The organism is Phytohabitans sp. LZ39 (assembly GCF_059359075.1).
Genome location: NZ_JCADBM010000003.1, coordinates 550,283 through 573,683 on the forward strand (window position 1 = coordinate 550,283; position 23,401 = coordinate 573,683).

Below are 23,401 nucleotides of genomic sequence, written 5' to 3' on the forward strand. Positions count from 1 at the left end.
TCGGGTTCTCGAATCGCAGCGATGTTGCCACCCGGCGCTGACATAACGCTTGCGCGCCGCTGACGCGCGGGGCGGGGAGCATGCCTTGCGCCGGTATGCGAAAGTTACCCAGGCTCGATTTAGTCGGTTGGGCGTGTAGCGACGCTCGTTCACGGGGGAACTTCACTGGGGGAAGTCGAGTTCGGCGTTCTGGGCCCGTTGCGGGCCGTGGTCGACGGTGCGGCATTGGCGCTACCGGCGGAGAAGCATCGCGTGCTGCTCGCGGCACTGTTGCTGCGCGGCAACCAGGTGGTGCCGGTGTCCGAGCTGCTCGACCATCTCTGGGCGGACGCACCGCCGCCGGGTGCCCGTGCGGCGGTGCACACCTATGTCCACCGGCTGCGCCGCGCGTTCGGGCGGCCTGACGTGATCGTCACCAGCGGCGACGGTTACACCATCAACGTGCCTCCGGCGGCGCTGGACATGCACCAGTTCCGGGTGTTGCTCGACCGCGCCGACAAGGCGGCGCTCGAGGCCGACGCCACGGTCGAGGCCGCGTCCCTGCGCGCCGCGCTCTCACTCTGGCGCGGGCGGGCGCTGGCCGACGTGTCGTCGCAGTCCCTGCACGCGTACGCGCTGGCGCTGGACGAGGAGCGGCTGCGGGTCACCGAGCGGTGCGTCGAGGTGGAGCTGGCTCGCGGCCGGCACGCGGACCTGATCCCGGAGCTGCGCGGGCTGACCGCGGAACACCCGCTGCGGGAGCGGTACTGGCAGCAGCTGATGCTCGCGCTGTACCGCAGCGGGCGGCGGGCCGACGCGCTGGAGGCGTTTCGGACCATCGACCGCAAGCTGCGGCACGAGCTGGGCATCGAGCCGGGCGACGGGCTGCGCGAGCTGCACCAGGCCGTACTGGCCGGCGAGGTGAGCCCGGTGCCGGACCTCGCCCAGCCCGCGGTGCCGTCGCCGGTGGCGCCGCCCGCGTCGTGGACCACGCTCTCCACCCTCCCGCTCGACCTGCGTATGCACGTCGGGCGTGCGGATGTGATCGCGCGTGCGGAGCGCGAGCTGACGCCCGCCGACGGCGGCAGCGCGGTGCCGATGATGGCGATCTGGGGCCCGCCGGGCGTCGGCAAGACCGCGCTGGCCGTGCGGATCGCGCACCAGCTGCGCGACGCCTTCCCGGACGGCCAGTGGTACGTGCGGCTCGCCGGTGCGGGCGGCGGTGGCCGCGACCCGATGGACGTGCTCGCCGAGCTGCTGCACATGTCCGGGCTGGAGCCGTCGCACCTGCCCGCCCAACCGGACGCGCGCGCGGCCCTGTTGCGGGCCAGGCTGGCGGACCGCCGGGTGCTGCTGCTGTTGGACGACGCCGCCGACGCGGCGCAGATCCGGCCGCTGCTGCCTGGCATCGCCGGACCCGTACTGCTCGTGACCAGCCGCGCCGACCTGCGCGGTCTCGCCGCCCTGCACGACGTCCGGGCGGTCACGCTCGACGTGCTGTCGCCGGACGAGGCGCGGACGCTGCTGGCGGAGCTGATCCCCGACGTGGCGGCCGAGTCGCCCGAGCTGATGAGCGAGCTCGCCCGGCTCTGCGGCTACCTGCCACTGGCACTGCGACTGGCCGCCGCGAACCTGATCCGGCGCCCGCACGCCGACGTGGCGCGGTACATCAGCCAGCTCAAGGCCGGCGACCGGCTGCGCTACCTGGCCGTCGCCGGCGATCCGGAAGCCGCCGTCCGGGCCACGTTCGCCCTTTCGTACACGGCGCTGACGGCACCGGCGGCGCGGCTGTTCCGGATGCTCGGCCTGGTGCCGGGGGCCGACATCACCAGCGCGGCCGCCGCGGCGCTGCTCGGTGTGCCACCGGCCGACGCCGAAGACCTGATGGACCAGCTGACCGCGCGGAGCCTGCTGGGCCAGTACCGCGCCGGCCGCTACCAGCCGCACGACCTGTTGCGGATGTACGCCGCCGAGCTGGCCGCCGCCGAAGAGCCGGAGTCCGAACGGCGCTGCGCGCTGCGGCGCCTGTTCGACCACTGCGTGCGGGCCGTGGACGCGGCCGGCGCCGTCCTCTACCCCGACCTGGCCCGCCTGGGCCGGCCCGCGCCCGAGCCGACCGCACCGGTGGCGTTCGACTCCGCGACCACCGCACTGTCCTATTTGGACGCCGAGCGGCTCAACCTGGCCGCGGGCATCACCGCCGCCGCGGAAATCCTGCCGGAGTACGCGTGGCATCTGGCCGACGCGCTGCGCGGCTACTTCCACTCGCACAGCACGACAGACCAGTGGCGGGCCGCGGTCGCCACCGGACTCGCCGCGGCGGTCCGCGCCGGCGACCTGCCGGGCCAGGCCGTGATGCACCTCAGCCTCGGCACCCTGTCCTGGCAGCTTGCCCGGTACGAGGAGGCGCTGCACGAGATGGAGCAGGCCCGCGCCATCAGCAATGCCGCCGGACTGTCCACTGTGGAGGCCGCCGCGCTGAGCAACGCCGGCGTAGTGCACCTGGAGCTCGGTCACCTGCCCGAAGGCTCCGCGATGTTCCGCGCGGTCCTCGACCTCACCCGCGGCGGCGGCCACGAGTTCATGACGGCGAACGCCCTGGTGAACCTCGGCGGCGCCTACCTGGAGATGGGCGACTACGCGGCTGCCGAGGACGCCAGCCTGCGGGCGTGCGCGCTGTGCGACCGCATCAACTCACCGCACTCGGGCGCGGTGGCCCGCGCCAACCTCGGCCAGGTGTACCGGGCGCAGGGCCGGCTGGAGGAGGCCACGGCCCGGCTCGGCGAGGCGCTCGCCTGCTTCGAAGACCTGCGCTCGTCCGCCGACAAGGCCGAGGCGATGGCAAACCTCGCCTCGGTGCACCGCGACGCCGGCCGTCTCGACGAGGCGCTGGCGATGGCCACCGCCGCCGTGATCCTGTCGCGTGACCTCGACGTGCCACGCGTCGTGGCCGAGACGCACATCGCGCTGGGCAGCGTCCACCTGGTACGCCGGGAGTACGCGGCCGCCCCCGCGCACTTCCAGACCGCGCTGGCCCTGACGGGCGACGGCGGCCAGCGGCGCAGCGCGACCAAGGCCCGCATCGGACTGGCCCACACGAGCCGATGCCTGGGCGACCCCGAGGCCGGAGCGGCCTGGGCCCGCGAGGCCATCGCCGACGCGACGGCGCACGGGCTCCGCACGCAGCACGGCGCCGCGCTGACCGCCCTCGCGTTCGCCGAACTCGCCCGCGGAGACCTCGAGGCGGCCGCACGGCACGCGCGGGCCGCCCTCGAAATCCACCAGGCCACCGGATACGTCCTGGCCGCGGCGCACGCCCAGCGGATCCTCGACCAGATCCCCTGAAGCCGGCCGCCTACAGACTTTCGGAGCCGGGGTGGCCTCGACCCCCTATTTAGACAGAGGTTTGAGCTACCGCGATGTCCGTCGTGGTCCAGACCGCTGCTCCCGCGGCCTCACCCATCCGCCGCCGGTCGCGCCGGCGGGGTCGACGTTTGTCCACAATGTCTGTTCCCGGATCGGGATCCGGGAAAGCAACAGGGGTTACGTCGCCGCGAGTAACCGTCGCGACGGTGTGCGCGGCGCGGGAATCGAGATCTAGGAGGCTGGTTACGCTGCGTCTGGATAGCGGAGGTAGGGTCCGCGAAGACCGCCTTCGGGGCTTGTCTCGCGGACCTGGCAGTGGACGGCCGGGGGTTTCGGCGAGCGCTGCGAGCCGCCGGCCGGGAACGGTGCCCGCGGGAGCATACGGTCCGCAGCTGACGCGGACATGGGCAAAAATATGCTTCGAAGAAACGCCACGACGGGGCGCGTAGCCGTACCCCGGCCCGGGACCCGCAGGAGTCGTTTCATGGCCGCTCCGACGTGTCGTCCGCGCTCCTGGTTCCGCGAAAGTCGGATGTGTAGCCGCCGTACGGAGGTTAACGTCCAGCTTCATGAGGATCACCACCTTACGCACCGAACGCCTCGAGCTTCGTCCGGTACGCGACGACGACATCGACCGGATCCTGGAGTACCGCAACCTGCCCGAGGTCAACCGGTGGCTGCTGCACACCGAGGTCGACCCGGTGTCCCTCCGGGCGGTGTGGCGGAAGGCGGCCGAGGATCCCGACGACCACAGCGTCGCGGTGACCCTCGACGGCGTGGTGATCGGCACCGTCTCGCTGGAGCTCCTCGACGGCATGGGCCAGCCCGGCATGCCGGCGCGGACGGAGGCGCTGCTGGGCTACATCTTCGACCCGGCGTACGGCGGCCACGGCTACGCGACCGAGGCTGTCACCGCGATGGTGGCGCACGCGTTCGACCGGCTGGGCGTTCGACGGATCACCGCCGGCTGCTTCGCGGACAACCTCCCCTCGGTGCGGATCCTGGAGAAGGTCGGCATGCGTCGTGAGCAGCACGGCGTCGGCGACTCCTGGCACGCCGAGCTGGGCTGGGTGGACGGCTACACCTACGGCCTGCTCGCCGACGAGTGGCGCCGCGGGACGGCACCATAGGGTCGGAAGATCAGTCGTAACCGGGCGCGCGCGAGGCCAGGTACAGCACCACCACGATGGCCAGAATCAGCGATACGAGCGCCAACGCGACGAGCAGCAGGTCGGTGCCGCAGGTGCGCCCGCGGCGAACGGGGCCGGGCTCCAGGTTCCTCATCGCCACCTCCGTGCGTTTACGCACGGCGGCCTCGCGACGCTGCGTACCTTTCCGGCGGTGAGGTAGGCGGATCGGAGCGCTGAGACGTCTATGGGACGTGGGAGGGCGGCAGGAGGACTTCGCGGAGTTCTACGCGACGTACCGGGACGGGTGCCTGCGAGCGGTGCTGGCCACGGTCGGTGACCGGACGCTTGCGGAGGATCTCGTCGCGGAGGCGTTCGCCCGCGCGTGGGGCGTCGTGGAGCAAGGTCAGCCGCCACCCGCCCCGCAAGCGTGGGTGGTCCGCACCGCGTACAACACGCACGTGTCGTGGTGGCGCTGCGGATCTTCCTCGACCTCGACACCCAGGCCACGGCCCGCGTGCTGGACATCGCGGCGGGCACCGTGACGGCGCACTTGTCGCGTGCCGTCGCCTCGCTACGCGAGCAGCTGGCCACCATCGACGCTCGGGACGGTGGAAAATGACCGACAACCAGGTGCTGGACGCCCTGAGAGAGTCTTTCGCCGGCGTGCGGATGACCCGTCCATTGGAGACGGTCCTGGCACGCGGGCGCGGCCACCGCCGCTGGCGGTGGCCGCGGCGGGATGCGCGCTGATGCTGGCGGCGGGGCTGGTGCTCGCCGCGGCCGGCGGTCCGCGGGACGTGCGGCCGCCCGACCGCGCCGACACCACCCGACCCCAGCTGGCCGCGGCGGGCGCACCGGCAATCGTGCGGATCGGCACCTGCACCTGGCCGTCCCCGAGCCGCGACTACCGCGGCGAGGGGTTCAGCGCGGGCGTGATGGCGCCGGGCGGCACGGTCACCTGCGCACCCTGACCCGAAGCGTGCCCGCACAGCCGCGTGATCGGTTTCGCGGCTCGGTTGACCTCGTGCTGTATACAAGAATGGTCCATAGTGGATACGTCTCGACACGGGGGAGACACAAGTGTCCAAGCTTCAGAGAGTTGGCGGCATCGCCTTGGCCGTCCTAGTGGCGGCGGCAGGTGTTTCGAGTGGTGGTGCGGCCTTCGCCGCCGCTCCCACCACCGACATCGTCGGCGCCGGCGCGGTCGGCGCCGTCAAGGACCGCTACATCGTCGTTCTCAAGGACAAGAAGGCCACCGCCGCGGGCGTGGCCACCGAGGCCAAGGCCCTGACCAGGGCGTACGGCGGCGCGGTGAGCCACACCTACACCGCGACGGTGCGGGGCTACGCCGCGCGGATGACCGAGGCGCAGGCGCGGAAGGTGGCGGCCGATCCGGACGTCGACTACGTCGAGCAGGACAGCAAAGTGTCCAAACACGACACTCAGCCCAACCCGCCGTCGTGGGGGCTCGACCGGGTCGACCAGCAGTGGCTGCCGTTCGACAGGTCCTTCACCTACCCGACCGCGGCGGCGAACGTGCACGCGTACGTCCTCGACACCGGCATCTACATCGCCCACCAGCAGTTCGGTGGCCGCGCCGGCTACGGATACGACGCCGTCGAGATCGACGAGCGCCTCCGGGACGGCGACGACATCCCGGAGGACTGCGACGGCCACGGCACGCACGTGGCCGGCACCATCGGCGGCCGTGACTACGGTGTCGCCAAGGGCGTGCGGCTGGTCGCCGTGCAGGTCATCGACTGCCAAGGTGGCGGATACACCTCCGAGATCATCGCCGGCGTGGACTGGGTGACCGCCAACGCCGTCAGGCCCGCGGTGGCCAACATGAGCCTCGGCATCAAAGAGCCGGCGAGCGAAATGGCCGCCCTGGACGCCGCGGTGCGCGCGTCGATCGCGTCCGGCATCAGCTACGCCGTGTCCGCCGGCAACGGCGACCTGACCGGTCGCCCCCTCGAGGCCTGTACCCAGTCGCCGGCCCGGGTGCCCGAGGCGATCACCGTCGGCGCCACGGACGAGGCCGACTTCCGCATCACGTCGACCAACTACGGCTCCTGCGTGGACATCTTCGCGCCCGGCCACCAGATCGCGTCGTCCGTCCCCGGCAGCGACACCGCCGTCGACCGGTACACCGGCACCTCGATGGCGAGCCCGCACGCCGCGGGCGCGGCCGCCCTGCTGCTCTCCGCCAACCCGGCGTGGACTCCGGAGCAGGTGCGCAACAGGATGGTCGGCGCGGCGACCCGGGGCGCCGTGCGCAACGCGCGGTCGACCGACCGGCTGCTCCGCATCGGTTCCGGCCTTCCGCCGACCACCGGCCTGCGCGCGCTGGCCAACAACAAGGTCGTCACCACGCCGAGCGGGGGCGCGTCGCCGTTGATCGCCAGCGCCGGCGTCGTCAACACCTGGGAGCAGTTCGACCTGGTCGACGCCGGCACCGGGTACATCGCGTTTCGGGCCAGGTCCAACGGCAACTACGTCTCCGCGGAGAGCGCCGGCACCAAGCCACTGATCGCCAGCCGCCCCGCGATCGGTGACGGGGAAAGGTTCGAGCTCGTCGACAACGCGGACGGCACGATCAGCTTCAAGGCGAAGGCGAACGGCAATTACGTCTCGGCGGAAAGCGCCGGCACCAAGCCACTGATCGCCAGCCGCCCCGCGATCGGCACCTGGGAGAAGTTCGCCTGGGCGTCGCCGGTGTCGGTGATCAGCTTGCGGGCCGCCGCGAACGGCAAGATCGTCTCGGCCGAGAGCGCCGGCGCCAAGCCACTGGTCGCCAGCCGCACGGCGGTCGGCACCTGGGAGAAGTTCGACATGATCGACCTCGGCAACGACACGATCGCGCTGCGGGCGCACGCCAACGGCAGGTACGTCACGGCTGAGGGCGCCGGCGCCCAGCCGCTGATCGCCAGCCGCACCGCGATCGCCTCCTGGCAGACCTTCTACCTCGACCACCAGGGCGTCGGCATCGCGCTCCGATCCGCCGCCAACGACCGCTTCGTCTCCGCCGACAACGCCGGCGCCTCCCCGCTCATCGCCAAACGCGTGGAAACCGCCGAATGGGAGTGGTTCTCCTACCAGTACTGACGACAAAAAGTCCACTCGCGGCCGCCGCGAGCCTGGTCGGTGCCGCGCTCACGGTGGAGGCGGTGGCCCGATGGGCGCGGACGCCACCGCCCCACCGCGCCACCTTCCGCCGGGCTGTGGTGGGGGCCGCGGTCGCCCTCGGCTGTTTCTGGGGCTGCGCCGTCTACGCCCAGCAGACCGGCGCACGGCTGGCGGCGTCGTGGGCGGCGGACCCGCGGCAGCGGCCGGCGGCGGTCATCCACAGCACCGAGGATCTGCGGCTGTCGGGCGCCTGCGTCGTCGTGACCCAGGCGCCCGGCAAGGACGGCGACTACCGCTACCGGTACTCCGGCTTTCGGCTTCTCATCTACAGCAACCAGCGCTGGTTTCTGATACCGGAATGCTGGCGGTCGAACGGACCCGCCGCGGCGGTCGTCCTGGTGGACGACAGCAGGCTGCGGGTCGAGCTCGCACCACCGTAACCCCGGCGTCGACCGGTCACGCCACGGTGAACTGGCTCTGGCTGACCACCGTGCCGTTACGCAGGAACTTCCAGGTGATCTGCCGGAACGCGAAGAAGAACTGGACCGCGCCGCCGGCGTCGACCGCCACGTGCGTGAGGACCGCGTCGGCGAGGTCGACCCCCAGGTACGCCGTGGCCGCACACCGCTTGGCGTCGGTACACAGCGTCAGCGCCACCGTGCGCATGTGACGGCCGGTGGTGACATTGCGGAACAACGCCGGGTATCCCGCGTCCAGCACCCCGGTGACCTGGAGGTCGGCCACCTGCGGCTTGCCGGCGCCGCCACCACCCGCGGTGACCGGCGACTTGACCACGTCGGAGAACTTGACCACGTCGATGCCGCCGGCGATCGCGGTGCCCTCCCCGGTGACGCCATCCACGACGATCCCGCCCTGCACCGCTCCCGGGGCAGGCACCGCCAACGCGGCCACGATCGGCGCGGCCGCGGGTGCCGGCAGGGCCGCGCTCGAAGCGTTCGCCACCTGCACGCCGCCAACGGCTACCCCGGCTGCCACGACGACGACGACAGCGGAAACCAGCACGCCGCGGCCGCCCGTCCATCCCCTCATGCCCATCTGCGCATCCCCCTCCAGACACCGGCCACCCACCGCGGGCGGCCACATCCCATACGACGATCCGGCGCTCGGAGGGTCACTGTCAGCCGGTCATCCCCGACTGTCGCCTTCCGGACCCATCCGGAGCATCGCCGGAACACGGCTGGTCGGCGCATAGACCGGACCGCGTCCGCGATGACAGCGGTCGCGGGGCGGCGGGAAGCACCTCGGGACCGTACCGCTGGCAGAATGGGCGCGTGGACGCGCCGGCGGTTTCCTATGACGACCTGGACCGGCTGGCGGATGCCGGGCGCTGGCAGGAGCTGCTCCATTTCGCCGCCAAGGTGGACGGGGCACCGCTGGGGCAGCGGCGGGAAGTGGCCCACGTCGTGGCGTTGGAAGCACCGGCCCGCGTCGCGGTCGCCGCCGCCGAGCTGTTTCCCGATGAGGACACGGCGTTTCCGGGACCTCTGTGGGAGGTGGTCGCCCACCGTCCGTGGCGAGACCTCGAACCGCATTTCACCAACGCGCGCACCCGCTACCTGGTCGCCCACACTCGTGTACTGCACGGCGAGGATCTGCGTGGCGTCACGGATCTGGAGTCGCCGCGGCCCGGTCCCCCGCTGAAGCTGGAGCCGTGGGAGTCTGCCCGCTGGGACGGCGAGTGGGACATACCCACATATGACCGCAGGGGTGGCTCGGGCTGCGTCATCTGGGCTTTTCCTCGTGAGCGGCCCGATCCTGTCGCGCTGCCGCCGAGCGAGGTCGCACCGGCACACCACGACGCGGTGCCGGTGCTCGACGCACTGTCCGAGGCGGTCGAGGCGAGTGCGTATCGCGGCACCGCGTGGGAGGCGGCGTCGGTCGTCGCCGCGTCCGGGGACGCCTGCCAGGCCTGGCAGGTCCCGTTCGCGGACGCGTATCCCCACCTGGTGCATCTGGCCAGCGGCGAACGACCCTACGAGTACTGGACCGGGCAGGCCATCGGGCGGATCGCGCTGTGGACGGCGTTGGCCGCCATGGCCGGCACCACCACCGGCGCCGACCCGAAGCCGGTCACGGCCCTCGTCGAGCGGCTGCGGTGCGTCGGTTGGCGGGAGGCCGACGAACCCGGCTGGTACCTGCATCTGGCCCTGGAAGATCCCGACCAGGAAATCGCCTGGGTCGTCACCGGCCACGACTCCGACTAGGCCGGCGGGCTCTCCGTCCACAGACGACGGTTACTGATCGTGAATCCCGAAACTACGTGATGTGTGCGTCTTCCGCTGCTGCGAGTGTCCCTCTCGTCGGGCTGCGGAGGGAAAGCGATGCGTCCTGCGGTGGGAGCGCCACGAGTACGACCGGCGGTGCGATCGGACCGGTGGCTGCGCGACTGGGCGCCGGACGACCCGGTCTTCTGGGAAAGGACCGGCCGGCGCATCGCACGGCGCAACCTCGCCCTCACCATCCTCACCGAGCACATCGGCTTTTCCGTGTGGGGTTTGTGGCCGGTGCTCGTGGTGTTCATGACCCCGGGACACGGCTTCACACTCACCGGCGCGGACAAGTTTCTGCTGGTGACCGTCGCGACCCTGGTCGGCGGCGCGGCGCGGCTGGGGTACCCGGTGGGGCTGGCGCGCTACGGCGGCCGGCTCTGGGCGGCGGCGAGCACCGCGGCGTTGCTGGTGCCCTGCGCGCTGACCGCGGTGTTCCTGCACCGGCCGCAGACGCCGCTGTGGGTCTTCCTGCTGCTCGCCGCCCTGACCGGCCTCGGCGGCGGGAGTTTCGCCTCGTCGATGGCCAACGTCAACCTCTTCTACCCGGAGACGTCGAAGGGCGCCGCGCTCGGTCTCACCGCGGCCGGCGGCAACCTCGGGATCCCCGCGATCCAGCTGCTCGCCCTGTTCGTGCTGATGGGCGAGCGGGGGCATCCGGCGACGGTGGCGCTGGTCTACCTGCCGCTGATCGTGGTGGCCGCCGCGGGCGCGCTGCTGTTCATGGACAGCGTGCCGATGAACCGGCCACCCACCGGTGCCCCGGTGCTGCTGAACCCGGCCACGTGGACAATCTCGCTGCTGTACGTCGGCACGTTCGGCTCGTTCATCGGCTACAGCTTCGCGTTCGGGCTTGTCTTGCAGGCCGAGTTCGGCATGGATCCGCTGCGGGCGGCGTCGGTCACGTTCGTCGGTCCGCTGCTGGGCTCGCTGGCCCGGCCGCTCGGCGGGCGCGTGGCCGACCGGTGGGGCGGGGCACGGGTGACCCGCTGGGTCTTCCTGGTGATGGCGTCGGCGACCGTGCTGGTGATCGCGGCCAGCGCCGCCGGCTACCTGGTCGCCTTCCTCACCGGGTTTCTGCTGCTGGTCGTGGTCAGCGGGTTCGGCAACGGCTCCACGTACAAGATGATCCCGGAGGTTTTCGGCGCGCACCGGCACACCGCGGCGGTGATCGGCTTCGCCGGCGCGGTCGGGGCGCTCGGCGGGGTGGCGGTCAACCTCGCGTTCCGGTTTTCCTACCAGGACGCCGCGGGCACCGGCGCGCCCACTTTCGTCGGCTTTCTCGCGCTCTACGTGTCCTGCCTGTTCGTGCTCGGGCGGAGGCGGGTGTGACCACCGTGGACTCGCACTGCCCGTACTGCGCGCTCCAGTGCGGCATCACGCTGGAGGGCGCCGGCGGGTCGCCGGCGGTGCGCGTGGCGCCCAGGGACTTTCCGACCAACCGCGGGCGGCTGTGCGGCAAGGGATGGTCCGCGGCATCGGTGCTGGCCGCTCCCGACCGGTTGACCACGCCGTTGCTGCGCCGGGACGGGCGGCTGCGGCCAGCCGGCTGGGACGAGGCGCTCGACCTTGTCGCCGCGCGGATCACCGCCATCCGGCGGGCGGCCGGACCGGACGCGGTCGCGGTCTTCGGCGGCGGCGGGCTGACCAACGAGAAGGCGTACCAGTTGGGCAAGTTCGCGCGGGTCGCGCTGGGCACCTCGCAGATCGACTACAACGGGCGGTTCTGCATGTCGTCGGCCGCGGCGGCCGGGCAGCGCGCGTTCGGCGTCGATCGCGGGCTGCCGTTTCCGGTGACCGATCTGGACGGTGCCGACGTGGTCCTGCTGGCCGGCGCCAACCCGGCGGACACCATGCCGCCGCTGCTCGCCCACCTGGAGGGCGCCCAGCTCATCGTGGTGGACCCGCGCCGCTCGGCGACCGCGCGGTGGGCGGTCAGCCGGGGTGGGTTGCACCTGCGCCCGGAGCCCGGCACCGACCTGGCGGTGGCGCTCGGCCTGCTGCACGTCGCGCTCGCCGAAGGATGCTGCGACAAGGAGTACATCGCGGCCCGCACCACCGGCGTGGAACGGGTGCGCCGCCTTGTCGCGGCGTGGTGGCCGGAGCGGGTCGAGCGGGTCAGCGGGGTCGGCGCCCCCGAGCTGCGCCGGGCGGTGGCGCTGCTGGCCGGTGCCCGCCGCGCGGGCCGCGGGGTGTACGTCCTCACCGGACGCGGGGTGGAGCAGCACGCCGACGGCACGGCGACGGTCGGCGCCTTCATCGACCTGGCGCTCGCACTCGGACTTCCGGGTACGCCGGGCAGCGGGTACGGCACGCTCACCGGGCAGGGCAACGGGCAGGGCGGCCGCGAGCACGGGCAGAAGGCCGACCAGCTGCCCGGGTACCGGCGCATCGACGACCCGGCGGCCCGCGCGCACGTCGCGGCGGTGTGGGGTGTGCCGGCCGACTCCCTGCCCGGCCCCGGCCGGTCGGCGTACGAGCTGCTGGACGCCGCGGGCACTCCCGGCGGCCCGCGGGCGCTGCTCGTGTTCGGCTCCAACCCGGTGGTCTCCGCACCGCACGCCGGGCACGTGGCCGACCGGCTGGCCGCGCTCGACCTGCTGGTGGTCGCCGACTTCGTGCCCTCGGAGACGGCCGCCCTCGCACACGCGGTGCTGCCTGTGACGCAGTGGGCGGAGGAGGACGGCACGATGACCAACCTCGACGGCCGGGTATTGCGCCGCCGCCGGGCGGTTGCCCCGCCGCCCGGCGTGCGATCCGACCTCGACGTGCTGCACGGACTCGCGATCCGGCTGGGGCAGCCCGCCGGGCGGTTTCCCACCTCGCCCCGCCGGGTCTACGACGAGCTGCGCGCCGCGTCGGCCGGCGGCCCGGCCGACTACCGGGGCATCACCTGGGAGCGGTTGGAGGCGGGTGCGGCGCTGCACTGGCCGTGCCCGAGCCCTGACCATCCGGGGACACCGCGGCTGTTCACCGAACGGTTCGCCCATCCGGACGGACGGGCCAGGTTCACCGCCACCGGGTACGTCGGGGCGGCCGAGCAGCCGGACGGCGCGTTCCCGGTGCGGGTCCTGACCGGGCGGCTGCTCGCGCACTACCAGTCCGGGGCGCAGACCCGGCGGGTACCGGCTCTGCTGGAGGCCGAGCCGGTGGCCTCGGTGGCGATGCACCCGGACACGGCGGCCCGCGCGGGGCTCGCCGACGGCACCCGGGCGCGGCTCGTGGGGCGCCGCGGCACCGCGTCGGTCACCGTCCGAATCGACGCCGATCTGCCGCCCGGTACGGTCTTCGTGCCGTTCCACTTTCCGGGTGAGCAGCGGGCCAACCTGTTCACCGATCCCACACTCGACCCGGTCTCCCGGATGCCGAGCTTCAAGGTGTCCGCGGTCCGCCTGGAGCCCGACCCGCGCGGGGAGGCCCGATGAGGTCCGGGCGCGGCGCGCGTGTCGTGGTCGTCGGCTACGGCATGGCCGGCCACCACCTCGTCGAAGAGCTGCGGCGGCGCGGCGTGGACGCTCCGGTGACCGTGCTGGCGGCCGAGCGGCGGCCGGCATACAACCGGGTGATGCTCTCGGCCGTGCTCGCCGGCACCGCCACCGCCGACACCGTCGAGCTGCCCCGCGTCGACGCGGACCTGCGGCTGGGCATGCCGGCGGTCCGGCTCGACGCCGCCGCCCGCCGGGTGTGGCTCGCCGACGGCACCAGCCTCGGGTACGACCACCTGGTCCTGGCCACCGGATCCCGGCCCCTGCTGCCGCCGGTGCCCGGCCTGTCCACTGTGGATGGCGCACCCGCCGAGGGCATTCTCACGTTCCGCACCGTCGACGACTGTGACGGCATCGCGCGGCTGTCCGACCATGGGCCGGTCGCGGTGCTCGGCGGCGGCCTGCTGGGCGTCGAGGCGGCCCGCGGGCTGGCCGGGCGCGGCGCGACCGTGGTGCTGGTGCATCCGGCCGGTCACCTCATGGAACGGCAGCTCGACCCGGGCGCCGGCGCCGTGCTGGCGGACGCGGTACGCGCGTACGGCGTGCAGGTCCGGGTCGGCGTCGGTGCCGCGTCGTGGACGCCGGGGCCGGTCAGCGGCGGCACCCTCAAGCTCACCGACGGCACGTCCCTGGAGTGCGCGGGTGTGGTGGTGACCGCCGGCGTGGCGCCCGAGGTCGACCTGGCCCGCACCGGTGGCCTGCTGGTGCGGCGGGGCGTCGTGGTGGACGACCGCCTGGCGACCTCGGCACCGGGTGTTTCCGCCATCGGCGAGTGCGCCGAGCACCGCGGCCGCTGCTACGGGCTTGTGGAGCCCTGCTGGGAGCAGGCGCGGGTGCTGGCCGACCTGATCTCCGGCGCCGCACCGCAGGCCCGGTACACGGGTACCCCGCAGGTCGTCCGGCTCAAGGCCCGCGGCATCGACGTGGCCGTGGTGGGTGAGGTGCCCGACGCCGCGGGTGTCGAGACCGTCTGCGTGTCCGACGCCGGGCGCGGCCGGTACGGCGTGCTCGCCATCCGCGCGGAACGCCTGGTCGGCGCCCTGCTGGTGGGGCTTCCCGATGCCGCCGGGCCGGTGACGCGGCTGCTCGACTCCGGCGCGCCGGTGCCGGCCGACCGGCTCGGTCTGCTGCTGCGCGGCGACACCGACCAGGTGACGGAGCCGGTCGGCGCGCTGCCGGACGCGGCGCTGATCTGCCGGTGCCTGGGCGTGACGAAAGGGGCGCTTGTGACGGCACGGCGCCTGGGGGTGGAGGGTCTTGACGGGGTGCGGGCGGCCACGCGCGCCTCGACCGGCTGCGGCGGCTGCGCCCGGACCCTCACCGAGCTGTGGAGCTGGCTGGACGCCGAGGCCGCGTGAGCCCTGGGGGTGCCCAGGGCGCACGCGGCCTCGGCGAACCGCTCCACCTCTTCCATGCCGTACTGGCTCAAACCTCTTCCATGCCGTACTCGGCGAACTTCCGCATGATGTCGTCGGTGTACTCGATTCCCGGCGGCTGCGGCTCGCCCGGCACCACCGGGTGGCCGATGTCGAGGAAGAACTGCTCGAACCCGCCGGGCAGAAAGAACCCGAGCATCTTCACGGTCGACTCGCTGACGTTCTTGAAGGCGTGCGGCGCGCCCCGCGGGATGTAGATGAACGATCCGGGCTGGGCGATGAACGTGTCGCCGTTCGCCTGGAGCTCCAGCTCACCCTCCAGCAGGTAGAACGCCTCGTCCTCGTTGCGGTGGATGTGCAGCGGCGGGCCACTGCCCGGCTCCACCAGGGCCTCGAGCAGGCCGAGGGGACCGCCGGTCGACTCCTTGCTCGCCTTGACCGTGTACCGGTCGCCGAGGAAGGTCCACACGCTCGGGCCCTCACCGGCCGGCACGTACTGCGCTTGCTTACCACTTTGCAGGTGCAGGCTCACTATGTCCCTCCGTTCGTACGTCGCCGAGGCAACGATGGACCGCCGCGCGCGGTCGGCACATCACGTCTTCACGCGTTGTCGGGGGCCATAAAGCATCCCGTACTTACGTGATGTAGCGCGCCGCCCGAGCCGACATGCTGAGGCGACTCAACCCGATCGAGAAAGGCTGGTAGATGACCACGTTGTCGCGTCGACGACTGCTGCGCCGCACGGCCGTGCTCAGTGGTGCGGTGCTGGGCGGTTCGGCCCTGGCGACCGGCGCCGAGGCGTCCGGCGCACCGGCACCCGCCGGCGCCGCCGAGGTCGCTCCGACGACCGTGCGGCGCGGGGACGCGCGCTACGCGGGCCTGACCCGTGGTCAGAACAACCGGTTCGTCAGCTCCCCCGACGAGATCTGCCTCCCCCGCACTACCGGGCAGGTGGTCCGGGCGGTGCAGGACGCGGTGCGGGCCGGCCGGCGGATCTCGGTGCGCAGCGGCGGGCACTGCTACGAGGGGTTCGTCGACCACCGCGAGGTCAAGACGATCGTCGACATGTCCGAGATGAAGGGCATCCGCTACGACCCCACCCGCAACGCGGTCGAGGTCGAGGTCGGTGCCAGCCTCGGCCAGCTCTACTACACGCTGTTCAAGCGGTGGGGCGTCGTCCTGCCCGGCGGCGCCTGCTACTCGGTCGGTGTCGGAGGGCACGTGCCCGGCGGTGGATACGGCCAGATCAGCCGCAAGCACGGCTTGATCATCGACCACATGTACGCGGTCGAAGTCGTGGTCGTCGACCAGCAGGGACGCGCGCAGGCCGTCGTGGCCACCCGCGACCCGTCCGACCCCAACCGGGACCTCTGGTGGGCGCACACCGGCGGTGGCGGTGGCAGCTTCGGCATCGCCGTGCGCTACTGGTTCCGCTCCCCCGGCGCCACCGGCACCGATCCCGCCCGGCTGCTCCCGGCGGCGCCGTCCGAGCTGTGGATCAGCTCGGTCTCGTGGGACTGGGACGGGATGACCGCCGACCGCTTCGCCCAACTGATCCGCAACTACGGCACCTGGCACGAGGCCAACAGCGCCCCCGACTCGCCGTACGCGGACCTGACCGCCCGCCTGGAGCCGACCACCCGCGCCGCCGGCCCGTTCAGCATGACCATGCAGATGGACGCGACCGCCCCCGACTCCGAGCGGCGGCTGCGCGCGTTCGTCGCCGCGGTCAACGACGGGGTCGGTGTCGAGCCCACCGTGACGCAGCACCGCCGGATGCCGTACCTGCACGCCACCGGGTGGCCGGCGGTCTGGATGCACGCGCCGACCGACCGGTACAAGTACATGTCCAGCTACCACCGGCGCGGGTTCACCGAGGCGCAGATCGCGGCGCTGTACCAGGGCCTCACCGAGACCGACTACGACCACCCGGTCTTCGTGGTGACGATCGCCGGCTACGGCGGCAGGGTCAACGCGGTCGACCCGTCGGCGACCGCGGACTCGCACCGCGACTCGGTCATGAAGCTGCTCTGGGGCACCGCCTGGGCCAACCCGGAGGACGACGAAAAGCACCTCGCCTTCCACCGGGGCGTCTACCACGCCGTCTACGCCGACTCGGGCGGCGTTCCGGTGCCCAACAACGTCACCGACGGGTGCTTCATCAACTACGCCGACGCCGACCTGAGCGACCGGCGCTGGAACTCGACCGGGGTGGCCTGGCACGACCTGTACTTCAAGCACAACTACCCGCGTTTGCAGCAGGTCAAGGCCGCGTGGGATCCGCTGAACGTGTTCTCGCACGCCCAGTCGATCCGGCTTCCCGGTCAGCAGTAGCGAAAACACCACGAGGAAAGGGCAAGAACGTGTCCACGCTTGAGGGCAAGGTGGCGCTGGTCACCGGCGGCAGCCGCGGCATCGGCGCCGCGATCGCAACCCGACTGGCCAAGGAGGGCGCCGATGTGGCTCTCACCTACGCCACCACGGGGGAACGGGCGAAATCCGTAGCGGACGCGATCAAGGCGGAGGGTCGGCGCGGGCTGCCGATCCAGGCCGACAGCGCGGACCCGCAGGCGGTGGTGGCGGCGGTCGAGCGCACGGTCGCCGAGTTCGGCCGGTTCGACATCCTGGTCAACAACGCCGGCAACTTCCCTTACGGCCCGATCGACAAGGTGACCCTGGAGGAGATCGACACCTCCTTCGCGATCCACGTCAAGTCCGCGTTCGTGGCCGCGCAGGCCGCCCTGCCGCACATGCGCGAGGGTGGGCGGATCATCAGCATCGGGTCCTGCTGGGCCGAGCGCGTACCGGTGACGGACGTGACGCTGTACTCGCTGTGCAAGACCGCGCTGATCGGGTTCACCCGCGGCCTGGCGCGTGACCTCGGCCCGCGCGGCATCACCGTCAACCTGGTCCACCCGGGCCCGACGGACACCGAGATGAACCCGGCCAGCGACCCGGCGGCCGAGTCCGAGCGCCTGCTCACCGCGTTGGGGCGGTACGGCACGCCGGACGAGATCGCCGCCACCGTCGCCCACCTCGCCGGGGAGGGCGGCAACTGGATCACCGGCGCCCAGTTCTCGGTCGACGGTGGCTACGCCGCATGACGCATCGCACCGAATGATCAGGGAAATGGCATAGCCATGGCGTGGTTGATTCTGATAGTCGCCGGTCTGCTGGAGATCATCTGGGCGATCGCCTTGAAGAACTCCGACGGGTTTCGCAAGATTTGGCCCTCCGTGGTCGGCATTTCCTTTTCCGCGTTGAGCTTCGTGTTGCTCACCGCCGCATTGAAGTCGCTGCCGGTGGGCACGGCGTACGCGGTATGGGTCGGCATCGGCGCGGTCGGCGTGGCCGTCACCGGGATCGTGCTGCTAGGCGAGGAAGTCTCGCTTTCGCGGCTGGGATTCCTCGCCATGATCGTGATCGGCGTTATCGGTCTACGTCTCGTAGAGAACTGAGTCAGCAACGTCCCGTGCCCGCCGGGTTGACCGGCGGGCGTGGGCTTTTTCGGCGCGAGGTGAGCTGGTGGACGTACGTGACCTCGCGGCGCCGGTGATCGCCGCACCGATGGCCTGCGGGCCGTCCCTTCCCGGGCTCGTGGCCGCCGTCGGCCGGGCGGGCGGGCTCGGTTTCCTCGCCGCCGGCTACAAGACGCCGGAGGCGGTCCGCACCGAGATCCACGAAGTCAAGGCGCTGTCCGACGCGCCCTTCGGGGTCAACATCTTCTGGCCGGTCCGCGGCGCGGCGCTCGACGTCGACATCGCCGAGTACACCGACCAGCTGAGTACCGAAGCGGCCCGGCAGCGCGTGGGGCTCGGCCTGCCCTTCGGCGATGACGACCACCTGGCCGAGAAGGTGGAGCTGGTGCGCCAGGAGGGGGTGCCGGTGGTGTCCTTCGTGTTCGGCCTGCCCTCCGGCGAGGTCGTCGACGCCCTGCACGAGGCCGGGGTGACCGTGCTGGTCACCGTCACGACGCCGAGCGAGGCCCTGGCCGCGGAGGCGGTCGGCGCGGACGCCGTGATCGCCCAGGGCGTGGAGGCGGGCGGGCACCGCGGTGGTTTCACCGACGTGTGCGGCATCGGCGAGTACGGCCTGCTGGCGCTGCTGCGCCTCATCACGCGCACCTGCCGCCTGCCGGTGATCGGCGCCGGTGGTGTCGCGGACGGCGCGGCACTCGCCGCCGTGCTCGCCGCGGGGGCGGTCGCCGCGCAGATCGGCACGGCGTTCCTGTCCTGCCCCGAGGCGGGCACCGACCGCCTGCACCGGGCGGTGCTGGGCACTTCCCGGCAGACGATGTTCACCCGCGCGTTCACCGGGCGGCGGGGACGCAGCATCGTCAACGGCTTCATGAACCGTCACCCGCTCGTGTCGACGCCGGCGGCGTACCCCCAGGTGGATCATCTGACGCTGCCCCTGCGGGCGGCCGCGCTGGCGGCCGGCGACGCCGAGGGCGTCGCGCTCTGGGCCGGTCAGACGCACTCGCTGACCGAGCCGTACCCCGCGGAGCATCTGGTGCGGCGCCTGTGCGTCGAGGCACGCGCGGCGCTCGCCGCCGCCGGCGCGATAGCGTCCGGGATCTAGCGGACTGTCCCCAATGGGGTGGCGCATACGCCGCCGGCGGACGGATGGCTAATCATCGATGTAGCGGTATGGCTACGGACCGGATACGCTTCTTTTGATCGCTTTCCGGAGGCCTCGCCATTTGCGGTAGTGCGCATTACCTTCTTCGCCGCAACCTTGATGGCGGTGGCCACGCAATCTCACACGAGAACCGGTCCACCCGAGCCCTACCTCGCATCGGAAGGTCAACCCGTGTCTGTGCCGAAGTCGATCTGGCAATATGCCGCGCTTCCGCTATCCGAGCAGGCGACAAACGATGATCGCTGGTCCGCGATTGCACCGGAGATACGGCGCAGACCGCGCGAAAACACCAACAGGTGGCGGGTAGGATGGCCGGCGTGGACGCGTCCCCAGCATAAGTCCAGCCCACTCGTGGGCCGGGAGTCGCTGTTGTTCGAGCTGCACCGGGCGCTGCGCGAGACGGCTCGGGGCGCCGGTGGCTGCGTCGTGCTGGAGGGTGCCGCCGGGATCGGTAAGAGTCGCCTACTCGAGGCCGCCGCTGAGGCGGCCGGCGCGGCCGGCGTGACGGTGGCCGCGGCCCGGGCGATCGAGCTGCACTTCGCCGCGCCGCTGACCACCATGCGCAGTCTGCTCCAGTCCGTCGCGCCCAGCGGTCTGGATATCTCCGGTATCGACGAGGCTGACCAAAACCCGCAATGGTGGATCGACCGGATCGGCGAGCGGATCGAACACTACGTGCGCTCGCGGAGCCTGCTTGTGGTGCTGGACGACGCGCACTGGGCGGACGAGCTGACCGCGCTCGCGCTGCGCATACTGGTGCCCGAGCTCTCCTCCTCCCCCGTGCTGTGGCTGCTGTCCCGCCGGCCGGCACCGACCCGCGGATACGCGCAGGAGGCCATCGACTGGCTGATCAGTGAGGGTGCGACGCGGCACGAGCTGCGACCGCTGGAAGACGACGCGGTCTTCGAGCTGTGCACCACGCTGCTCGGCGCCACACCCGACGCGAGCGTGCTGGCCACCGCGCACCGCAGTGGCGGCAACCCTTTTCTGCTCGAACAGCTGCTCACCACGCTGTGCAGCGCCGGGCAGGTGAGGGTCACGGGCGGCACCGCGACGCTGGTCGGCGACGAGCTCACCGACGACTTCCTGACCGCCGTCGACCAGCGCCTGCGCGACCTGTCCGAGCCGGCCCGCCGGCTGCTGGACGCCGGTGCCGTGCTGGGCCGGCCGTTCTCCGTGCACGAGGTGGCCGGGCTGCTGGAGCAGTCGGCGATCGAGCTGCTGCCGACCGTGCAGGAGGCGGTGTCCGCGGCGATCCTCGTCGACGACGGCGCGGAGCTGGCGTTCCGCCACGACCTGATCCGCGAGGCGCGCTACAACCGGCTGCCCGGCCCGGTCCGCCGGGCGCTGCACCGCGAGGCCGCCTCGGTCGTGCAGCAGGAGGGGCGCTCGCCGGTCGAGGTGGTCGAGCACCTGGTGCGGGCCGGCGGCCACAACGACGCGCTGGCGGTGAGCGTGCTGCGTCAGGCGATGACCCAGATCGCGCCGACCGCGCCCAATACCGCCGCCGACCTGATACTGCGGACGCTCGACCTGATCAGCGAGCACGACCCGGCGCGGCCGCGGTTGATCGCCGACGCGGTCCGCCTGCTGGCGCTGGCCGGCCGCGTCGTGGAGGCGACCAGGCTGGGCGAGGGCGCCCTGCACGCCGGGCTGGAGCCCGACGACGAGCTGGAGCTGTTGCTCGGGCTGGCCGAGGCGGCCAACGTCATGGGGCACAGCGCCGAGGTGGTGCAGTACACGTCGCGTGCCATCGCACGGGTGGCCGAGACCGACCCGATCCGGGCCGAGCTGCTCGCCATCCAGGCGTTCGCGCTGCTCGACGACATGAACGACGCCGCCGCCGACGAGGCCGGGGCGGCGGCGGCCGCGTTGGGCGCGTCCACCGGCGAGTACGCCGCCCTGGTCTGCGGCATCTCCGCGCGCAGCGTGGGCGCGCGGATGCGCGGCGACCTGGAGGCCGCGGTCAGCCTCGGCTCGGACGCGGTGCGGATCACCGACCGGGTCGGTGGGGAAAGCCGCCGGCGGCATCCGCGGCTCTGGCTGGCCGCCGCGCTGACCGCGGTCGACCAGTTCGAGGAGGCGGACGCGGCGCTGGTAGCCGACCAGCGCGAGGCCGACCGCCTCGGCACCACCTGGGCCCAGCCGCGCTGGTATCACCACCGGACCACGCTGCGCATCGCGGCCGGGCGGCTGGACGACGCGGTCACCGAAGCGGAGACCGGAATCCGGGTGACCGAGCAGCTCTGCGCCCCGGCCAAAAGCCTGCCGCTGCTCACCATCCTGGCGCAGCTCGCCATCCAGCGCGACGACATCGCCGCCGCCACGGAGTACCTGCGGCGGGCGCGGCAGATCGTCGCGGACGGGCACACGGCCGGCGCCGACGACGTGGCCTGGACGGACGCACAGCTGCGCGAAGCCGTCGGTGAGCCGCCGGCCGAAGCCCTGCGGTCGATCGCGCCGCTGGCTTCCGACGCCCGCCTGCGCACCGCGCTGCTCACCCGCGACCCGACCGCCGGTCCGCGCGTGGCCCGCATGGCCATCGCGGGTGGTGACCTGGAGCTGGCCGAGGCGATGTCCACAACCGCGCGGCAGATCGCCGACCGCAACAGCGGCGTGCCGTCGCTGGCCGGCACCGCCGCACACACCGAGGGCCTGTTGCACCGGGACATCGACTCCCTCCGCGCCGCCGTCGACGCCTTTCGCACCGGACCCCGGCCGCTGGCCACCGCCGCGGGGCTGGAAGACCTCGCGATGCTGGAGGGCGGGGCGGGACACCGTTCGACCGCGGTCGAGCTGATGAAGCAGGCGCTGCGGCTCTACGCGGACTGCGGCGCCAAGCGGGACGCCGCCCGGGCGCAGCGAGGGATGCGCGCGCTGGGCGTGCGGTTCCGGATGCGGCCGGGCTCGGTCGGGCGCAACTCCGGGTGGGAAAGCCTGACCGAGTCGGAGCTCCGGGTGGTCCGGCTCGTGGCCGAGGGGTTGACCAACCGCGAGGTGGCCGAGCACCTCTTCCTGTCACCGCACACTGTGGACAGTCATCTGCGGCACAGCTTCGCCAAGCTCGGTGTCAAGAGCCGGGTCGAGCTGGCCCGACGGGTGCTCATCCGCGACGGCCGGGCAAGCTGATCGGGGCCTGGTCGGTCGGCCAGATGCCGTGCTCCGGGCGCCAGCCCAGCAGTTGCCTGGCGCTCTCGGCGAGGACCCGTTGCGAGGGCAGGTCGGGTGCCTCGTCGGGGGCACGGCGCGGGGGCGGCGCGCCGCAGAGCAGGGCGAGGCGGTCGAGGTAGTCGGCGACCCGGATCGGCTCGTCGGAGATGTTGAGCACCGCTCCCGGCAGGCCGGCCTCGGTGGCCGCGACGACCGCGGCCGCGAAGTCGCGCACGTTGACCAGCGAGACGAACCGCCGGCCGTCACCGGTCACCGGCAGCCGGCCGGCGCGCAGGTCGGCCCGCTGCTGGTCCTGGACCGTACCGGGTCCGACGAAGCGCGCGCCGCGCAGGAGCGTCCAGCGGGTCCGCGCCGGCGGAATCTGGCGGACGGTCGCTTCGAGCGCGCGGATCGGTGCCACCACGGCCGCGCGCTCCAGGGCCGGATCGAACGGCGCCGACTCGTCGAGCCAGCCGTCGCCGCCGTCCTGGTACGCCATGGTGATGCTCATCTGCACCAGGCGGGGCACACCGGCCCGGCGGACGGCGTCGACGAGGGTCCGGGTGCCCTGCACGCGCACCAGCGTGTTCGCCTTCCAGGCGTCGGGCTGGCTCGGGTCGTGCGGTATCGCGGTGGCGACGTTGACGGCGGCGTCGTAGTCGGGCAGCAGCCGGTCCAGCACGGTGGCCGCCCGCGGCTCCAACAGGCTCACCGTCACGTGTCCGGCCGCCGGCGGCAGCGAGTCCGCCCGCCGGCCCGGGGAGAGCACGAGCACCTCGTGTCCCCGGGCCAGCAGCAGCGGCACCAGGTGGCGGCCGAGCACGCCGGTCCCGCCGACGACGAGCGTCTTCATCGACGTC

The 23,401-nt window shown here is 72.5% G+C and carries 20 protein-coding genes; 16 read left to right on the forward strand and 4 right to left on the reverse strand.

Annotated elements, in window-relative coordinates:
• Positions 1-252: 252 nt before the first annotated feature.
• Both AC5L36_RS08855 and AC5L36_RS08860 read left to right on the forward strand, forming a co-directional pair.
• Entirely contained in the window at positions 253-3,324 is a 3,072-nt protein-coding gene (locus tag AC5L36_RS08855; RefSeq protein WP_441217114.1) for an AfsR/SARP family transcriptional regulator, read from the forward strand.
• A gap of 590 nt (positions 3,325-3,914) precedes the next feature.
• The gene (locus AC5L36_RS08860) at positions 3,915-4,475 is read left to right on the forward strand and encodes a GNAT family N-acetyltransferase (protein WP_441217115.1); all 561 of its coding nucleotides are present in this window, start codon (positions 3,915-3,917) and stop codon (positions 4,473-4,475) included.
• A gap of 10 nt (positions 4,476-4,485) precedes the next feature.
• Here the strand turns inward: AC5L36_RS08860 and AC5L36_RS08865 are convergent, their stop codons facing one another.
• Positions 4,486-4,629, reverse strand: a complete 144-nt coding sequence (locus tag AC5L36_RS08865; RefSeq protein WP_441217116.1) for a hypothetical protein — start codon at positions 4,627-4,629, stop codon at positions 4,486-4,488.
• Between the two features lie 163 nt (positions 4,630-4,792).
• Here AC5L36_RS08865 and AC5L36_RS08870 point away from each other — a divergent pair, with 163 nt between their 5' ends.
• The 5 genes from AC5L36_RS08870 to AC5L36_RS08890 all read left to right on the forward strand — a co-directional run bounded on the left by AC5L36_RS08870 (position 4,793) and on the right by AC5L36_RS08890 (position 8,041).
• Positions 4,793-5,017: an RNA polymerase sigma factor gene (locus tag AC5L36_RS08870; RefSeq protein ID WP_441217168.1), complete on the forward strand. Its 225-nt coding sequence runs from the start codon at positions 4,793-4,795 to the stop codon at positions 5,015-5,017.
• Positions 4,948-5,094 carry a hypothetical protein gene (locus tag AC5L36_RS08875; RefSeq protein ID WP_441217169.1) on the forward strand — a complete coding sequence of 49 codons (147 nt, stop codon included), beginning with the start codon at positions 4,948-4,950 and terminating at the stop codon, positions 5,092-5,094. Before AC5L36_RS08870 ends, AC5L36_RS08875 begins: the two co-directional genes overlap by 70 nt.
• Positions 5,095-5,224: 130 nt before the next feature.
• The gene (locus AC5L36_RS08880) at positions 5,225-5,446 is read left to right on the forward strand and encodes a hypothetical protein (RefSeq protein ID WP_441217117.1); all 222 of its coding nucleotides are present in this window, start codon (positions 5,225-5,227) and stop codon (positions 5,444-5,446) included.
• A 109-nt stretch (positions 5,447-5,555) separates the two neighbouring features.
• A complete protein-coding gene (locus tag AC5L36_RS08885) occupies positions 5,556-7,580 on the forward strand; it encodes a S8 family serine peptidase (protein ID WP_441217118.1) in 2,025 nt (674 codons plus the stop codon).
• Positions 7,553-8,041 (forward strand): hypothetical protein, encoded by a 489-nt coding sequence (locus AC5L36_RS08890; RefSeq protein WP_441217119.1) that lies wholly within the window; start codon positions 7,553-7,555, stop codon positions 8,039-8,041. Before AC5L36_RS08885 ends, AC5L36_RS08890 begins: the two co-directional genes overlap by 28 nt.
• Positions 8,042-8,057: 16 nt before the next feature.
• On the opposite strand, the gene AC5L36_RS08895 is transcribed toward AC5L36_RS08890, so the two are convergent.
• Entirely contained in the window at positions 8,058-8,651 is a 594-nt protein-coding gene (locus tag AC5L36_RS08895) for a type VI secretion system tube protein Hcp (protein ID WP_441217120.1), read from the reverse strand.
• 242 nt (positions 8,652-8,893) lie between these two features.
• On the opposite strand from AC5L36_RS08895, the gene AC5L36_RS08900 reads away from it, so the two are divergent.
• The 4 genes from AC5L36_RS08900 to AC5L36_RS08915 all read left to right on the forward strand — a co-directional run bounded on the left by AC5L36_RS08900 (position 8,894) and on the right by AC5L36_RS08915 (position 14,732).
• Positions 8,894-9,826 carry a hypothetical protein gene (locus AC5L36_RS08900; protein ID WP_441217121.1) on the forward strand — a complete coding sequence of 311 codons (933 nt, stop codon included), beginning with the start codon at positions 8,894-8,896 and terminating at the stop codon, positions 9,824-9,826.
• Between the two features lie 156 nt (positions 9,827-9,982).
• Complete coding sequence (locus AC5L36_RS08905; RefSeq protein WP_441217122.1) at positions 9,983-11,221, forward strand: MFS transporter; 1,239 nt, start codon at positions 9,983-9,985, stop codon at positions 11,219-11,221.
• Complete coding sequence (locus AC5L36_RS08910; RefSeq protein WP_441217123.1) at positions 11,218-13,314, forward strand: molybdopterin oxidoreductase family protein; 2,097 nt, start codon at positions 11,218-11,220, stop codon at positions 13,312-13,314. Before AC5L36_RS08905 ends, AC5L36_RS08910 begins: the two co-directional genes overlap by 4 nt.
• On the forward strand, positions 13,311-14,732 hold the full coding sequence (locus tag AC5L36_RS08915; protein ID WP_441217124.1) for an FAD-dependent oxidoreductase: 1,422 nt from the start codon (positions 13,311-13,313) through the stop codon (positions 14,730-14,732). The genes AC5L36_RS08910 and AC5L36_RS08915 overlap by 4 nt, the downstream gene beginning before the upstream one ends.
• Positions 14,733-14,799: 67 nt before the next feature.
• Here the strand turns inward: AC5L36_RS08915 and AC5L36_RS08920 are convergent, their stop codons facing one another.
• Positions 14,800-15,282, reverse strand: a complete 483-nt coding sequence (locus AC5L36_RS08920; protein WP_441217125.1) for a quercetin 2,3-dioxygenase — start codon at positions 15,280-15,282, stop codon at positions 14,800-14,802.
• Between the two features lie 173 nt (positions 15,283-15,455).
• Between AC5L36_RS08920 and AC5L36_RS08925 the strand changes: the two genes are divergently transcribed.
• The 5 genes from AC5L36_RS08925 (at position 15,456) to AC5L36_RS08945 (ending at position 22,520) form a co-directional block, all read left to right on the forward strand.
• On the forward strand, positions 15,456-17,084 hold the full coding sequence (locus AC5L36_RS08925) for an FAD-binding oxidoreductase (RefSeq protein WP_441217126.1): 1,629 nt from the start codon (positions 15,456-15,458) through the stop codon (positions 17,082-17,084).
• 29 nt (positions 17,085-17,113) lie between these two features.
• A complete protein-coding gene (locus AC5L36_RS08930; RefSeq protein WP_441217127.1) occupies positions 17,114-17,854 on the forward strand; it encodes an SDR family NAD(P)-dependent oxidoreductase in 741 nt (246 codons plus the stop codon).
• 36 nt (positions 17,855-17,890) lie between these two features.
• Positions 17,891-18,208, forward strand: a complete 318-nt coding sequence (locus AC5L36_RS08935) for a DMT family transporter (protein ID WP_441217128.1) — start codon at positions 17,891-17,893, stop codon at positions 18,206-18,208.
• A 67-nt stretch (positions 18,209-18,275) separates the two neighbouring features.
• Positions 18,276-19,331, forward strand: coding sequence for a nitronate monooxygenase (locus tag AC5L36_RS08940; RefSeq protein WP_441217129.1), 1,056 nt, complete (start codon positions 18,276-18,278; stop codon positions 19,329-19,331).
• Positions 19,332-19,490: 159 nt separating this feature from the next.
• A complete protein-coding gene (locus AC5L36_RS08945; RefSeq protein ID WP_441217170.1) occupies positions 19,491-22,520 on the forward strand; it encodes an ATP-binding protein in 3,030 nt (1,009 codons plus the stop codon).
• Here AC5L36_RS08945 and AC5L36_RS08950 read toward each other — a convergent pair.
• The gene (locus AC5L36_RS08950) at positions 22,495-23,394 is read right to left on the reverse strand and encodes an NAD-dependent epimerase/dehydratase family protein (protein ID WP_441217130.1); all 900 of its coding nucleotides are present in this window, start codon (positions 23,392-23,394) and stop codon (positions 22,495-22,497) included. The two genes, AC5L36_RS08945 and AC5L36_RS08950, sit on opposite strands and share 26 nt — an antisense overlap.
• Between the last annotated feature and the right edge of the window lie 7 nt (positions 23,395-23,401).